This is a genomic window from Dokdonia sp. Asnod3-C12, assembly GCF_045063975.1.
Taxonomy (GTDB): Bacteria; Bacteroidota; Bacteroidia; order Flavobacteriales; family Flavobacteriaceae; genus Dokdonia.
Genome location: NZ_JBEFNY010000003.1, coordinates 607243 through 622912, shown reverse-complemented (window position 1 = coordinate 622912; position 15670 = coordinate 607243). Strand labels below are relative to the sequence as shown.

Genomic DNA, 15670 nt, shown 5'->3' with positions numbered 1-15670 from the left:
TATGACACTACTACAGCCATCATATCTCTGGGGACTACTCGCACTCGCAATCCCGATTATCATCCACTTGTGGAGTCGCAAGAAGGTGCGCACCATAAAAGTGGGCAGTATACAATTTATCGCGCCCACAAAATCTAAAGAGAGTAATAGTATCCAGCTTAATGAATGGTGGCTGCTACTATTGCGTTGCTTGATTATTAGCACGCTGGTTGTGATTCTTGCAGAACCTCATATTACAAAAGCTCCCGATAAGGAGGAGGTTGCTTATCTCTTTGAGCCTTCGCTACTTTCCTCAGCAGATGGTCTAGCGAGATTTGAACAAATACCGCTGGAAGGAAGGCGATTATTACAAGAAGATTTTCCACTGTGGGAGACTGGAGATGTAATAGCAAATAAAGAGGTGGTGCCTAATTATTGGCAGCTCGCAAGAGAGATGGAAGAGTTAGCTGCAGATAGTATTGTGGTTTTTACACACGCTTTCGCGAAAGCGTTACAAGGCAAAAGGCCTACTATAAAAAAGAACATCACTTGGATTCTTGTGGAAACTAATAAGCAGGATGAGCAGTCACTAGTCGCAATTGCTCGTAAGGATAGTTTAGAAATCATTAATGTCTTAAGCGAGGCGCAACTACTTGGTATAAATAAAGAGAAAGTAGCGATACGTGATGCAGCATTAAATCTTGCAAAAGACAGCGTCGAGATCAGAACGAATGGTATTTCTAGAACCATTGCCATTAAAGAGTATTCTCCTATTGAGATTACAATTATCTATAATAAAAAACATGATGCCGAACGTAGTTATCTAGAGGCTGCCTTACGTGCGATTAGTCAGTTTACTCAGAGAGAGATTGCATTTACTACAATATTAGAAGGTGATCAAAGGGATACGACGACTATTGATTATTTGATTAACTTGAGTGGTAATCCTTTGGTAGATAGCGAGATGCCTACGCTATATTATCGACCGAATGAAATTGCAAATTCGCTTATTGTACCAGGACCTGCAGCAACTACGTCGATACTGACAAAGAAACTAACGCCAAAACTCATAACAGAAGAGCCGCTAGTAACACAATTACTTACATGGCTCCATCTTGACCAAGAATTAAATACAAAAATAGCAGACCTTGATAATCGGGTGATGAGTTTAGAGCAACTACAAACCATTAATATTCCTGCTACCACAATGAAAAAAGAGGTAAAAGCAGATATGTCAAGTACCTTCTGGATACTGCTTTTAGTACTCCTCATAAGCGAGCGCATACTATCTAGAATACGTAAACAATAATGCAAGAAGGGATACAACTCATACAAAATTACAAGAAGCGCTGGCAGTTATTGCGAGGTGTAGAAGCCGTGCTTTATGGTATCGGAGCTGGACTTTGTGGCGCATTTATTACTAGAAACCCAATAATAGGTGTTGTCGCTTTTATAGTGGTAACTGCAATAGCAGTGCTCGTGATTAAACCTTGGAGAATCAATCTAAGCACAGTGAGTGCTTACATTGATAAACATCTCGATAATGCTGAATATAGTAGTAGTTTATTGTTGGCTTCGCCAGATGGAATGTCTGGGCTTGCACAATTACAACAACAGAAAATTACCACACTCTTATCACAGCAAATTACCACTGTCAAACCTAAAACGAGGTTGCGATATGCTGCGATTACAGCAAGCGCATTAATACTAATCGGTGTCATAGTTTTTTATGCATTTGGAAAGAGCATAAATCGTACTAATGGAACTACACCTGAGCAGGAGATAATGACATTTTCTGTGACAGATTCTGTTGCTCCGGCATATAAGCCGCCTGTGCTCATTAATCAGAAGCTTGCCATTCGTTATCCAGCTTACACAAAACTTGGTTCACGTACGTCTAGTTTGATGAATGCAAAGGCAGTTGAGGGATCACAGCTGTATTGGCAATTGGATTTTGACAGTAAGGTAAGTGAGGTTATAGTAGAAGGGATAGGGGTTAATGATGAGATGAGAGGTAATGGTACCGCTTTCGCGAAAGCGTACAAACCCACCCAATCTGGCTACTATAATTTTAAATTTACAGATACACTTGGAGCTAGCTACGCATCAGATATTTATGCGATTGAAGTGGTGAAAGACAAAGCGCCATTAGTAGAAATTAAAAACATCCCACAGTTCACGTCATTTGATCATGCGGATAATAAAAAGCTCTCATTTACTGCCGAAATAAGTGACGATTATGGAGTGGCAGCAGCACACATTATTGCCACGGTAAGTAAAGGCGAAGGAGAGTCTGTAAAATTTAGAGAGGAAAAGTTGGCTTTTAATCAGTCGGTTCAAGTAGGTGAGAAATCCATGCGATTATCTAAGACTCTTAATTTAGATCAGCTGAAAATGGAGCTGGGAGATGAGTTGTATTTTTATGTTGAGGTAAGTGATCAAAAGATACCAAGACCTAATATTACCCGAAGCGAGACATTCTTTGCAGTAATAAAAGATACGGTGAGCGATGGTTTTGGAGTAGAAGGAACTCTAGGAGCAGATTTGATGCCCGATTACTTTAGGAGCCAGCGACAGTTGATTATCGATACGGAAAAACTCATAAAAGAACGACCACAACTCACAGAGGAAGAGTTTAAAACTCGAAGTAATGATTTAGGTTTTGACCAGAAAGCATTACGATTAAAGTACGGTCAGTTTATGGGTGATGAGGCAGATTCTGGTATCGCTGTAACTCCAGATATTTCTCACGAAGATTTTGATGCAGATGATCCCACTGCAGGTTTTAGACATGATCACGATAGTGAGAATGAGCATAATCTCGTTCCAGAAGAGCATGATCATGAAGAAAGCGATGAGGAAGAAGGTGAAAAATCTATACTCGAGGGATATGTACACAATCACGATAACCCTGAAGAATCAACACTTTTTACAGAATCCTTGCGCGGCAAACTCAAACAAGCCATGGCCGAAATGTGGGATGCAGAATTACACCTTCGTCTTGCAGATCCTAGCATGTCACTACCTTATCAATACAGGGCATTGACATTAATACAAGACATTAAAAATAGTGCGCGTATTTATGTTCACCGCATAGGTTTTGATCCGCCGCCTATTAAGGAAGACAAGCGACTCACTGGTGATCTTAAGGAGATTGATAATTTTTATAAAACCGAACAAATAGCGGCCACTAATCCCTATGTAAGTATGGAGCAAAGTATTGCGCTTCTTGAAAAGCATATTGCTGATCAAACAGCTTTGACAGCTTCAGATAATACGATACTTGCTAGGGCTGGTGAGGAGCTAGCAATAATTGCAATACAAGAACCTGCAAGACATCTTAACACCTTGCAAAAACTTAAATGGCTCACAGAGGAAAAGCAACAACCAGCAACTACACTGCGACAAGTACAGCGCGGTTTATTACAAGCATTGCCAGTAAATGATGCAATGCCAATTACTCGTAAGCCATACAGAGGAAAACTAGAAGATATATTCATAAAAGAACTACAGGCAGGTGATCGATAATATATCTTTTATACATAAAGAGTGGATGTGGCCTGTAATTGCTGGTGCTGTAATATTATGGAGTCTTTTTATATGGAAAGAACTTCGCGTTACTGGCAGCAAATATGTGTTTTTAAAGGTAATAGTTGCACTTATTGCAGTAGCTAGTCTTGCATTGATGTTACTGCAGCCAGTAAAAGCTGTACCACGTACTAAGGGCGTAGGAATAATTCTCACAGAAGCCTATAAACAACAACAGGTAGATAGTTTACAGGTTCTCTACAAGGACGTAGAAATTATCAAATATGATGGTGATGGTTTTAATCTCTCGCAACTTGAGGCTATAAGTACTGCTTATATACTAGGCAATGGTATTGCCACTTATGATATTTGGCAATTACAACCTATTGCAACTACCTATTTGGCTGGAGAAAGATTGAGCGGTATTACAAAACTCGCTTATAATAAATCTGCAACTGTTGGCGATTCCCTTTCAATCCGCGGGATATATACATCGCCTATTAAAGGAAATCACTTGGTGTTAGAAGATGCTGGAGGAAATGCTCTTGATTCGGTAATGGTTTCTGGAGGTGATGCATTTGATTTTGAGTTACAAGCCACAACTTCAGTAAGTGGAAGGTATGTGTATAAACTTATTGAAAAAGACAGTCTGGGTTCAATTATTACTGAAGATCCATTACCTCTAATTATCAAAGAAAAAGAAGGCTTGCGTGTTTTAATTATAAATGGTTTCCCCACGTTTGAAACTAAGTACTTAAAAAATTACCTAGCAGACGAAGGGCACGAAGTGCTAGTACGCAGTCAGCTTACCAAGGAACGGTACAAATTTGAGAATTTCAATAGGAAACAAGGAACTATTTATGGATTTACGAGTGCAAATCTTTCAGCCTTTGATGTGGTGATCATGGATGCTAGTTCTTATAGTGGATTGTCTAGCGGTTCTCGCAGAGCACTTAAGAATCAAGTATCACGTGAAGGTCTCGGTGTATTTATACAGCCAGATGTAGCGGTAGTAGATAATGGTAAACAATTTGGTTTTCGTTTGAAGCGAAATAATAAAAAAGAAGCCTCACTCTCAGCCTGGCCTAAAGTTAAGGTAGCTACACTTCTTTATAGTTTTGATGCCGGAGCACTTGTACAACCTATTATTTCTGAGAAAGAAAATATGTGGGCGGCATATGCACAGCAGGGTGCTGGCAGATGGGGGAGTACGACACTTACAGATACTTATCAGCTAGTGCTAGATGGTAATGAGCGTGCTTACAATTACTTATGGACTTCCATATTGAGCGCGGTAAGTCAGAAAAAGTTACCTGCTGTACATTGGGAATTTCAAGAAGAGCTAGGGGTAAAGGATGCACCTTTTCGCTTTAAGCTACGTACAGAAATACCAGCTCCAAAGATTCTAAATAATGCGCAAGCTGCAATTCCATTACGACAAGATGTATCGCTGCAAGACCAATGGGAGGGAATGGTCTACCCATCACGCAAAGGCTGGAATGAATTGCGTCTAGCGCAAGATAGCACCGCAGTAGCAAGCTATTACATTCCGCTCGAGACTGATTGGAAAACGCTAAAAGTATCTACTCAAATCGCACATAATAAGCGCACATTTACAGCTGCACAAAAAAATACAGATACTTACATGGTATTGAAACCTGTGGAGCGTTTATGGTTATTTATCATTTTTGTTCTTGCAATGGGCTATTTATGGGTAGCACCTAGACTAGAAGGTGTGTGAAGACTAATTGTCTATCTTGAGTCATCGTTTAATCTATATTAATACTTCAATCTATGAGTGTAAAGACTATTTCTAGGCTTTTTGTAATTGCTGGCCTCTCTAATGTGCTAGGTGTTTTACTATTATCAAGAGGATTTACAAATCAGGTAATGATGGATACACAGCCAGAAGTAATGGGCTACTTTGGACTTATAGCTATCGTTTTATGGGGACTTGCGTATATAGCAGTTGCAAAAAGCTATGCAGCTGTGCCATGGCTCATAGCGGTATTTGCTGTAGAGAAGTTGGCTTACGTGATTGTATATCTACAGTGGTTTACCAGTCATTCAATTACTGCGGTGTACGAGCGAGACGCTCTTGCAGGAGTGTTTTATAGCATCTATGGTCTTAATGATTTTCTTTTTATGGTCTTCTTTGGATGGGTATTTATAAGCTTGAATAAAGCTATCATCAAGTAATTACAAAGATTACAGCGTATCTATTTGCTTTACGAATTTGTATAAATCACAAAAGGCTATCCGTATGGATAGCCTTTGCAAAACAATGAGGTTAAATTAAGTATGGTAACAAATCATTACTCAAAACCAAATTGAAAATTTGGGGGAATTCAATCTAATAAACAATCTATAAAAACATCTTCTCTGCAGGGATAATCATACTTCTTTTTCTGTACTAGATCTTCGAGTAACACTCGCTATGCTAGGTAAGTAAGTCATTCTGCACTGCTAAATTAGCTATACATTATCTTCTCCATCATTTTTAAAATGATGAGCTGTGTGTATTCTATGAAATACGTAATTAATCGATAAAATACACAAAATGTATAGCTGTAGCTCTAAAGTTTTGAGCTTGCTCATTTTTGATGAGAATAGGAAAAAAAAGAAAAAAGAAGGTGTTGAGGTTCGCTTTCGCGAAAATGGAATGGGTTTTAGACTAAATATGATGAATGAAAACCACGATAATCAAACTAAGGTGATGCCTCTTTTATAGAATAAGGGCATAAATGTAATGTTACTTTGATTTTTTAATGTCTCAAAGATTTCAGCTATTGCGAATTTATCTTCTGATGCGTAAGGGTAGATAAATAGAAAGTAGTAATGCTCCTCACTTAAGAGTATTTCATACTTATCTAGAATGGCATTTACTGATGGCGCAAATGTACTTTTGATGCGACGATAACTTAGATTACTATTCACAGTTATTAACCCGTCAAGATAAGATTATGATGTAGCTACGTCAGTTACCATAACTGGATTTTCTGCCGTGAGGCCATACGTTTTATTTTTGCTTTTTATAATATTAATTTAAGCGAGATACTAAAGTTAAAAAAGATTTGGATTGTAATGGACATACGCTTTCTAAGGTGTAACCGCATTCTGAAAATTTTATTGGAAATTAATTTAAGAGGTGTAGTAATCACTCTTAAGTTTTGAGATGATTCCCGTACAAAAAAAAGGGTCTCCAGATGGAAACCCTCTACAAACAATCCCGACTTAGAAACCCCTAGCAACTAAGCCGTGACAAGTATACGAGCTTTATATACATATGATGTACGGGAAACCGCATTTGCTCCTTTTTATTTTTTATATGCTCGGTTTTAACACCTAATAATTGTCGGTAAGTATCGTCGTCTAGTGTTTTTTACTTTCACGAAAGCGAATTTTCTAAGTTTAATTGGCTCCAAAAAAAAGGCACCCAAGTGGGTGCCAAATGCAAATAATCTTGACTTAGAAACCCCTAGCAACTAAGTCTTAGCAAGAATACGTGTTTTTTAAATAGGTATTTTACGGATTTCCTTTATTTGAGCGTTTTTTTCTGTTTTTTTAAATTTTCGCGAAAGCGGATTCATAAAAATCATGAAATAGAATCATAAAAAAAGGGTACCCAAGTGGATACCCTGTACAAACAAATTTAGCCTAGAAACCCCTAGCAACTAAGCTGTGACAAGGATACGTGTTTTTTTCATAGGTGTTTTACGGATTTCCTTTATTCAAACCTATTTTTTTGCTATTTAACATTTGTATTTTTGTGGATATTTGATTGTCAGTTATTTGTAAAAAAAAGAGAGGATGTCCAAATGAACATCCTCTACAAACAATCCTTGACTTAAATCCCCCATGATTTTAAGTCGTGATAAGATTACGAGATTTTAATATAACAATGTTACGGGAAACCGCATTATGGTCATATTTATGAATTATTTCTTAGATAATACCTAAATCTTTTACCAATGCAACAAGATGAACAGCGTTATTTGCTCTAAACTGAATTTTGAGTTTGCTCATTTTTTTTTCAATAGCACTTAGACTTGATGGGGACTCGTTAAGAGCTACGAGTTCTTTACTTATTTCATCATGAGAGTAGCCATAAGAAAGTAATCGCATGAGGGTGATGTCGTACTCATCTATTTGTAAATCTTCATTATCAGACATTGCCATAGCAACGCGCGGAGAGACATAACGCTCTCCATTAAAAACAGTTGTGATTGCCTCTTTAAGATCTGAGATTCCTTCTCGCCCTTTGCATACAAAGGCATCTACACGCGTATCATTATATAACTGCCTCACACGCTGAAAGCGATCTTCTACAGAATAAATGATAATATTGAGCTCAGGATGCTCTTTCTTTAAAGTAGCAGCAAGATCATCTCCAGATGCAAATTGCTGCTTGCGGTGATCTGCTACAAATGAAAGATCAGAAATTATGAGGTCATAAGGTTTACCATCCATCGCTGCTTTTTTAATGAGTTTATAGGCCTCATCACAATATTGAACTTGCTTTATGTAGGGTACTTGATAGGTAGTGAGAATGTGTTGTACACCTTCATTAATACTTCCTAAATCGTCTGCTATAATTACTTTTTGAAACATTATATGTTGATCTGTGCTTTAAAACCTTGGTTAGACTTACTTTCAAAAGTAATTGTTCCTTTTAAAGCTTCTATACGGGATTCCGCATTGAGCAAACCATTTTTAGAATTTATAGCACCGCCTATACCATTATCCTTATACAGAATATGCAGTTTCTTACCTTCTTTTGAAATCTCAACGAAGGCTATAGATGCTTTACTATGTTTATTAGTATTTGTAATGAGTTCTTGTAAGACCCTATAAATAGTAGTTTTGTGGACTTTTGAAATTTCATTCCAATCTACCTTGTCGATACCTTTTGTGATGATGTTGAGAGAAGGAGTTTTATAACTTAATAACAAATCTCGTAAGGTCGTGTGAAAAGATTCTTCTGTCTCAATAAAACTGTTTTCTCTAGAAATATCTCGAGTTCTACTATAAATATGCTCTAGATTATCTAGTAAATGACTTTCATTGTACGTGTTAGTTTGCACTTGTGAGATTAGTTTATACACATCATTTGCAACTTCGTCATGTAATCTCTTTGAGATTTTTGTTTCTGTGATATATACTTGTTCAAGACGCTTTCTTTTATGACGTAACGAAAGGAAGATGATAATACCTACTGTGACTATTGCAATAAATAGCGCTAAAAACTGGTAGCGTGTTTTATTAACTTTCTCCTGTTCTGCTATGAGCTCGCTTTCCTTTGCTTGAGTCTGGAAAGTGGCGTATTCATATTTTTGAGCTACATATTTATTTTCTTGAAGAGTTTCTACTTTGTCTAAGCTGTCTGAGAGTTTTTTAAATACAACAGCATTTGCTGTTGTGCCTATATCAATTGCCAGTCCAAGGGCTTCTAGTTTATATCTAGGATTATCGAGGCTGTAAGCAATATCTTTTGCGAGAAGAGCATGTTTTCTGGCTAGTGCTTCTTTGCCTTGCTTGTGGTAGTAGTGTGCTAGATGTCTATTTGTAGAAAAACTTCCCGTTATATTATTACCTTTTTCATTAATGGTTAGCGCTTCTAGCATTAGTATCTCACCCTTGAAATCACCTAATTGAGTTACACTATATCCATAGTTGTCATATATGGTTGCCAGCGTGTTATTATATTCTATGCGGTCTGTATCCTTCATAAAGGGACTTAAGACTTGAGCAGCTTCCTCATGGGATGCGCGCTCCATATAAATGGTGGCGATGTTATTTGAAATGGTAATACTATCTTCCTTTTTTGTAGCCATCGCCAGTGCTTGCTGGTAGTTTTCTAAAGCTAGTGGCAGATTGTTAAGACTTCTGTGCAACCTACCCAGTCTATTTCTGAGACGAACGATGGTTTGTGTATCTGTTACAGGAATATCTTTTAAAAGATTGATGGTGGCTTTTTCGCTCTCAAAAATGTCACCATTATTAAAATATCCTAAGGATATAAGCTCAGAGTAATAGTTATTGAGGGCTTTATCGTTATTAGGATTTTCAAGTTGGCGTTTAAAGTAATTAATTCCCTCAGCAATATCCTGAGTGTTTTGTGGATATCCAATAATCCTAAAATAATATTGCGTACTGTCTACTGCCTCTTGCGCCTGTAATGGAACTAGCCAAAAGGTACTCACAGTGAACACAATCAATAAAATGAGCGATCTGAAAATCGATTTCTGCATCCCTCAAAGATATTATATTTTGTAAGTGGGAAATAACAGGTTTTTAAGTAAAAAATATTGATGGGGATAGTTACGCTTTCGCGAAAGCGTATGCCATAGTCTATCTAACAATGATAGTTTAGTTTAATGTAAAGATTCCGCCTCAGGCTGGTACGAAGTTTTAGGAGTTATGTAGTTCATTGCGGAGGTGTCGTTTTATATTTTCAAGAAAAATACGACTCAATAGTGTTCACTGTGCACAGTAAATAAATAGAAATATCATAAAAGTTCTTGATTAATATTACATAAAGTAACTCCACAGACATAGTTGTATAACCTTAATGTAAAATTATCTTTAATGATTTGTTAGAGTTAATTAAAGGTTCAATTACGATAGTAATTTGTTAAAATTCAATATAACTTTGCAATAAAAAAATTGAAGAAAGAAAATACTTGGATTAGCTGGAATGAAAATGTAAAACATTCATTTACAAATAGCTATGATATCACTACAGAAGAAGAATTTGCAGATGCCATTAAGAACTCTGACAATGTCAGGTTCTACGGTTCTAAACAATCCTCATCAGATATTGCTGCTGGGACTGACTCACTTATTAATATCAAGAATTATAATCAGATAATTGGTATTGATAAAGCATCTAAAAAAATAACTGTCCAATCTGGAATTGAACTTAAAGACCTTCTAGAAAAAATAGAGAGTTTAGATTGGTGTATTCCTTGTCTGCCAGACATCAACACTATTACGTTAGGTGGAGCCTTAGCAACTGGAACACATGGCACTAATGGAGGGCTTATCTCGTCATATATGACGAGTTGTAGACTCATTCAAGCAGATGGCACAATCCAGGTGATTGATGAAAAGGATGTACTTATGGATGCTGTAAGAGTTTCTCTGGGAGTTCTGGGTGCCTTCTCTACCATTACACTTCAATGTGAGGAATCCTACACCCTACATCTGATTGAAGAACCCGAGAGTGATGCTACATGGACTAAGAATCTAGGTGACTATTTATCTAGTCACGATTTTCTAAGAATATTATGGCTTCCTCATACAGGGATGGGATATGTGATAAAAGGAAAAAAGATTCCAAAAGATCAACATGTTGAAGAAGATCTAGGACCTGCATATTTGAAAAATAGAAGAAAGGCTTCAAAATTTTTATATCAGCTTACCAAGACAGCTCCTTGGACCATATATTTTGCAAATAAAATTCTTTACCAGCGATTTTTTAAAAGTAGAAAAGAACACAAAGGGAATTTATACCAGGCTACAGTTACAAAATCTAGAGGATCAACGCTTGAACTTGCGGAGTGGACAGTTGATTTTGATAAATTCCCTTCTTTGCTCAAAGAACTATCTGAAACAATAAATAGTTTTAAAAATAAATCATTCATCCACATACCTATGGATGTGCGTTTTGTAGATAGTGATGATAGCTGGTTGAGTAATGCTTACAAGAGAAAAACGGTTACCATGGGTTGCGTTTCAAGAGATGCATCTAGTGCAGATAGTTATGAAGCATTTAAAACGGTAGAAGACATTTTTCTTAAATATGGAGGAAGACCACATTGGGGAAAGCGCTTTGCCGCTAAAGATCCAGAGCTAACTAAACTCTACCCGAAGTGGAATGATTTTAAAGATTTACGTAGGTCTATGGATCCTACAAACAAGTTTTTAAACAAGTATTTAGCTTCTATTTTCTCAGAAAAATTATAATCAATGGTTAAAGGAGTGTTATTTGATTTTGATGGAGTGATAGCTTATAGTAAGCACATACATTTTGCCTCTTGGCAGTTTGCTGTAAATGAGGTGCTGGATGCTACTGTGGTAATAACTTCTGGTGATATTAAATCTGGCGCATCACCAATAATCATATCAGAGATATTGTGTGAAAAATTTGGAAGTCACTCTCAAGCCGAGGAGCTACTAACAGTTAAAAACAATTATCTAACTGAGCATATTGATGAAGTAGAACATTATAATGGGGTAGGAAAGTTATTTGAATATCTCAAAAAGCACAATATACCCTATGGTATAGCCAGTAACGCAAGCAGTGAGTTTGTAAAAGACTGTATAAAATTTTGGAAGTTTGAAGTACCCGTGATGTATGGCTATGAAGATTATGTAAATCCAAAACCTAATCCAGAACCTTATTTAAAGTTGGCAAATAGTTTAAATATAAAACCCGCTGATTTTAAAGATGTGTACATCTTTGAGGATAGTGAGCTAGGCTTACAAGCAGCTTTAAATTCAGGTATGAAATCTGTTTACATACAATCACATTGTGTAGTTACTGAAAATATCATTAGTCAAACTAATTATCAATTTAATTCGCTGTTTGATGCGATGGGAACTATTGATAAGCTTATAACTTCTTAGTTAATAGAAGCTCTCATCATCAGAGCTTGAAAATTATTAATGTCTTTAATGTAGGTCGTTTTCAATACTATATCATTTTTCTTTAATAAAACTTAAATTGACAGCGCTGTAGGTGGATCATTTAGAGGTCTTTAACGGTTGCTAGTTAAAATGTCATAATCCAGCTTAAATTATATTAGTGTCCGATTAAATTTATGTGAAACTAAAATGAACCACATGAAATTAGTAGGGAAAATATTCAGAATAGTGACAGTCGCTCAACTAGGTTATTATACCTACGACTGGATAAAGAATAAACGATCTTTTAAAAAAGAGTTTGTTCCAAATTTGAAGAAAATAAAAAGAAAACTAATATAATAAGCATTATGGACAATACTAAAAGAGCAGCAGATCTTGACAATAAGGAGCACGGTGTGCACAAGGATAAGCACATAAATCAATACGGAGATCAAAACAAGGATTCATCCCAACCTAAAAGGGACGCTGGAGAGACTTATAAAGCTGGAGGCAATACACTTTCTAATAAAGAAAATGCAGTGCAAGACAATGCTCATAAGGACGCGAAGCAAAAATCAAAACAATAAGATTATTGATTTGTAATTATTTCGAAATACTACAGTAGAAAAATTTTAATCAACGCTGTATAATATGATGTAGGATTTCATTTCGGTGATGTTAACCGACATTGATAGAAGTGAAAAATCCCGTAAACTAGATGTTTATGGGATTTTTTTATTGAGTTTTGATACTCAATTAGTGGAGTCGGAGGGATTCGAACCCTCGTCCAAACAAGCAATATTACTGCTTTCTACGTGTGTAGTTTCTGTTTAAATTTTCGTGAGATTGCCGGTTAGAAACTACCAACGCACCCCTTATCTTCAATTAGGTGTCTCTCTCGCATCAAAGCCCTACGAGGGATAGGTTTACTTTTACGAAGTCACTATATCGATTGCCGTAAACCAAGGCTCTCGAGTGACTTCCTGCTTGTCTACCTTGTAGACCGAGGCGTAATCTTACTATAATTCAGATTATGCAGCTAGGGCGTAGTTGTTCTCGCCGTTTAAAAAGATGAAAAATGAGATTTACGAGCTGTTTTCCAGCGCTCGACACGCTTACAATACTATTGGTCTCGCTGTCAAAACCAGTCGACCCCAGTATTAAAATTTCCACCTTGCTTTCGCGAAAGCGGAACTACAAATATACTACTAAAGCTTATATTTGCTATTAATATTATGCAAAAGCTGTACCAACTACAGACACTGCCAAAACTTCACACACTATGAAATTTGCAATTATCAAGGAACGTAAGAATCCACCAGATAGAAGAGTTGTTTTTTCTCCAGAAAAACTGGCAGAAGCAAGAGAGCAATTTGAAGATGCAAGCTTTGTAGTCGAAGCATCTGATATAAGAGTGTTTCCAGATATGGCTTACACCATTAATGGCTTTGATGTAGAGGGAGATGTCTCTGATGCAGATGTGATGATTGGGGTGAAAGAAGTGCCTATGGAGGCGCTTGTGCCTAATAAAAAGTATTTCTTTTTTAGCCATACCATTAAGAAGCAACCATATAACCGTGACTTACTCAAGGCTATACTTGATAAGAATATAGAGATGTATGATCACGAAGTGATTACAAAAGCTAACGGAGCACGACTTATTGGTTTTGGTCGTTATGCAGGACTCGTAGGTGCTTATAATGGTTTTAGATTATTAGGATTACGTGATGGGCTTTTTGAACTTCCTAAGGTAGAAACGCTATTAGATCTTGAGGCTGTAAAAAGCCAACTAGATAAAATCAAGCTTCCTGCTATTAAAATTTGTCTCTCAGGTAGTGGAAAGGTTGCCCGCGGAGCGCAAGAGATTCTTGATCATCTCAAGATCAAGGAGGTGACAGATCACGCTTATTTAAATGAAGAATTTAGTGAACCGGTATATTGTACTATTGACGTACTTGAGTATAATAAACGTATAGATGGTACAGAAGGTTCTCGATCAGAGTTTTATAAAGACCCTTCTGGATATGAGAGCGACTTTATGAAGTATGCAAAGGTGACAGATTACTTTATTGCTGGACATTTTTACGGTGATGGTGCTCCTTATCTATTTACTAGAGAAGATGCAAGACATCCAGAGTTTAAAATTAATCTTATTGCAGATGTATCTTGCGATATAGACGGTCCAGTGGCGAGTACCATTCGTCCTTCTACTATTACAGATCCATTTTATGGATACAATCCTGCTACAGAACAAGAAGATGATTATACTAAGGATGGTGTGATTGCTATGATGGCTGTAGATAATCTCCCGTGCGAATTACCTAAGGATGCTAGTGAAGGTTTTGGTGAGATGTTCTTAAAGCATGTGATTCCAGCGTTTTTTAATGGAGATAAAACAGGACTTCTTGATCGAGCGAGAATGACGCAAGATGGAAAGCTCACTCAGCGTTACAGCTACCTTCAAGACTATGTAGACGGTAAGGAGTAACGTTAAAGTTACACTAAATTCCTACAAGTGTTAAAAGATAAATAACACTACTTTGTACCTTTATCGTTCATCAATCAATTAATAATGAAAGTTCTTATTACAGGCGCAACGGGATTAGTAGGGCGCGCACTTACAGACTTATGTCATAAAGACGGCATAAGTGTACATTATCTAACTACCTCAAAAGATAAAATTGAGGATACACCTAATTATAAAGGTTTTTACTGGAATACAAAGACAGATGAGCTAGACGAAGCTTGCTTTGAAGGAGTAGAAACTATCATCCACCTTGCTGGAGCATCCATTGCGCAGCGCTGGACACCAGAAAATAAAAAAGCAATTTTTGAAAGTAGAGCTACAACAGCGAGATTGTTGTATAGTGCGCTTTCGCGAAAGCGGTCTAAAAACCAACCCATTTCTATAAAGCATTACATATCTGCTAGTGCAGTAGGTGGATATCCATCTTCATTTACAAAAATGTATGATGAGTCATATCCAGAATATGCTAAAGGATTTTTAGGACAAGTTGTCGAAGAGTGGGAAAAAGCTGCTTTAGAATTCCAAAAACTTGATATCATTACTAGCCGTGTGAGAACGGGGATTATTCTTGACAAAGACAGTGGAGCGTTACCTAAAATTATGCAACCTGTAAAATATGGAGCAGGTGCACCGCTAGGATCAGGAAAACAATGGCAATCATGGATTCATGTGGATGATATGGCAGGGATTTACTTCCATATATTAAAAAATAAATTGGCTGGCATATATAATGGGGTAGCACCAAACCCAGTTACAAATAAAAAGCTGACAGAAGTGGTGGCAGACACTATGGGCAAGCCACTTATCATCTCTAGAGTCCCTAAGTTTGCACTTAAACTCATGCTAGGCGACATGGCATCAATAGTTTTAGAAAGCCAGAAAGTAAGTGCTCTTAAAATTAAGACAGATGGATATGAATTTAAATATCCAAAAATTGACAAGGCTATTGAAAGCTTATTGGACTAACCAAAAAAAAGCCACTCGTTAGAGTGGCTTTTTTCATACTCT

At 36.9% G+C, this 15670-nt stretch carries 12 protein-coding genes and 1 other RNA gene; 10 read left to right on the top strand and 3 right to left on the bottom strand.

Annotation, left to right across the window (positions count from 1 at the left end; translation table 11 throughout):
* The first annotated feature begins 1 nt into the window (after position 1).
* The 5 genes from ACJJVW_RS02820 (at position 2) to ACJJVW_RS02800 (ending at position 6238) form a co-directional block, all read left to right on the top strand.
* Positions 2-1288: a BatA domain-containing protein gene (locus ACJJVW_RS02820; RefSeq protein ID WP_298328463.1), complete on the top strand. Its 1287-nt coding sequence runs from the start codon at positions 2-4 to the stop codon at positions 1286-1288.
* Complete coding sequence (locus tag ACJJVW_RS02815) at positions 1288-3507, top strand: tryptophan-rich sensory protein (RefSeq protein ID WP_405250698.1); 2220 nt, start codon at positions 1288-1290, stop codon at positions 3505-3507. The genes ACJJVW_RS02820 and ACJJVW_RS02815 overlap by 1 nt, the downstream gene beginning before the upstream one ends.
* A complete protein-coding gene (locus ACJJVW_RS02810; RefSeq protein ID WP_405250697.1) occupies positions 3497-5248 on the top strand; it encodes a hypothetical protein in 1752 nt (583 codons plus the stop codon). Before ACJJVW_RS02815 ends, ACJJVW_RS02810 begins: the two co-directional genes overlap by 11 nt.
* A gap of 53 nt (positions 5249-5301) precedes the next feature.
* A complete protein-coding gene (locus ACJJVW_RS02805) occupies positions 5302-5706 on the top strand; it encodes a hypothetical protein (protein WP_405250696.1) in 405 nt (134 codons plus the stop codon).
* 361 nt (positions 5707-6067) lie between these two features.
* Positions 6068-6238 carry a hypothetical protein gene (locus ACJJVW_RS02800; protein ID WP_405250695.1) on the top strand — a complete coding sequence of 57 codons (171 nt, stop codon included), beginning with the start codon at positions 6068-6070 and terminating at the stop codon, positions 6236-6238.
* A gap of 1214 nt (positions 6239-7452) precedes the next feature.
* Here ACJJVW_RS02800 and ACJJVW_RS02795 read toward each other — a convergent pair.
* Both ACJJVW_RS02795 and ACJJVW_RS02790 read right to left on the bottom strand, forming a co-directional pair.
* Complete coding sequence (locus ACJJVW_RS02795; protein WP_339847648.1) at positions 7453-8118, bottom strand: response regulator; 666 nt, start codon at positions 8116-8118, stop codon at positions 7453-7455.
* Positions 8118-9710 (bottom strand): hypothetical protein, encoded by a 1593-nt coding sequence (locus ACJJVW_RS02790; protein WP_405250694.1) that lies wholly within the window; start codon positions 9708-9710, stop codon positions 8118-8120. Before ACJJVW_RS02790 ends, ACJJVW_RS02795 begins: the two co-directional genes overlap by 1 nt.
* Positions 9711-10173: 463 nt before the next feature.
* Here ACJJVW_RS02790 and ACJJVW_RS02785 point away from each other — a divergent pair, with 463 nt between their 5' ends.
* The 3 genes from ACJJVW_RS02785 to ACJJVW_RS02775 all read left to right on the top strand — a co-directional run bounded on the left by ACJJVW_RS02785 (position 10174) and on the right by ACJJVW_RS02775 (position 12722).
* Positions 10174-11475, top strand: a complete 1302-nt coding sequence (locus ACJJVW_RS02785) for a D-arabinono-1,4-lactone oxidase (RefSeq protein ID WP_405250693.1) — start codon at positions 10174-10176, stop codon at positions 11473-11475.
* Positions 11476-11478: 3 nt separating this feature from the next.
* Positions 11479-12138: an HAD family hydrolase gene (locus ACJJVW_RS02780; RefSeq protein WP_405250692.1), complete on the top strand. Its 660-nt coding sequence runs from the start codon at positions 11479-11481 to the stop codon at positions 12136-12138.
* Between the two features lie 365 nt (positions 12139-12503).
* Positions 12504-12722, top strand: coding sequence for a hypothetical protein (locus ACJJVW_RS02775; RefSeq protein ID WP_405250691.1), 219 nt, complete (start codon positions 12504-12506; stop codon positions 12720-12722).
* A 170-nt stretch (positions 12723-12892) separates the two neighbouring features.
* Here the strand turns inward: ACJJVW_RS02775 and ssrA are convergent.
* Positions 12893-13291, bottom strand: a transfer-messenger RNA (tmRNA) gene (ssrA, locus tag ACJJVW_RS02770).
* Positions 13292-13417: 126 nt separating this feature from the next.
* Between ssrA and ACJJVW_RS02765 the strand changes: the two genes are divergently transcribed.
* Positions 13418-14623: an NAD(P)-dependent oxidoreductase gene (locus ACJJVW_RS02765; protein ID WP_405250690.1), complete on the top strand. Its 1206-nt coding sequence runs from the start codon at positions 13418-13420 to the stop codon at positions 14621-14623.
* Positions 14624-14707: 84 nt separating this feature from the next.
* A complete protein-coding gene (locus ACJJVW_RS02760) occupies positions 14708-15628 on the top strand; it encodes a TIGR01777 family oxidoreductase (RefSeq protein ID WP_405250689.1) in 921 nt (306 codons plus the stop codon).
* Positions 15629-15670 lie beyond the last annotated feature (42 nt).

Coding starts and splice junctions, on each gene's coding strand:
- ACJJVW_RS02815 (WP_405250698.1), top strand. CDS start 1,288: ATGCAAGAAGGGATACAACTCATACAAAATTACAAGAAGCGCTGGCAG.
- ACJJVW_RS02795 (WP_339847648.1), bottom strand. CDS start 8,118: ATGTTTCAAAAAGTAATTATAGCAGACGATTTAGGAAGTATTAATGAA.
- ACJJVW_RS02800 (WP_405250695.1), top strand. CDS start 6,068: ATGTATAGCTGTAGCTCTAAAGTTTTGAGCTTGCTCATTTTTGATGAG.
- ACJJVW_RS02805 (WP_405250696.1), top strand. CDS start 5,302: ATGAGTGTAAAGACTATTTCTAGGCTTTTTGTAATTGCTGGCCTCTCT.
- ACJJVW_RS02760 (WP_405250689.1), top strand. CDS start 14,708: ATGAAAGTTCTTATTACAGGCGCAACGGGATTAGTAGGGCGCGCACTT.
- ACJJVW_RS02765 (WP_405250690.1), top strand. CDS start 13,418: ATGAAATTTGCAATTATCAAGGAACGTAAGAATCCACCAGATAGAAGA.
- ACJJVW_RS02775 (WP_405250691.1), top strand. CDS start 12,504: ATGGACAATACTAAAAGAGCAGCAGATCTTGACAATAAGGAGCACGGT.
- ACJJVW_RS02820 (WP_298328463.1), top strand. CDS start 2: ATGACACTACTACAGCCATCATATCTCTGGGGACTACTCGCACTCGCA.
- ACJJVW_RS02780 (WP_405250692.1), top strand. CDS start 11,479: ATGGTTAAAGGAGTGTTATTTGATTTTGATGGAGTGATAGCTTATAGT.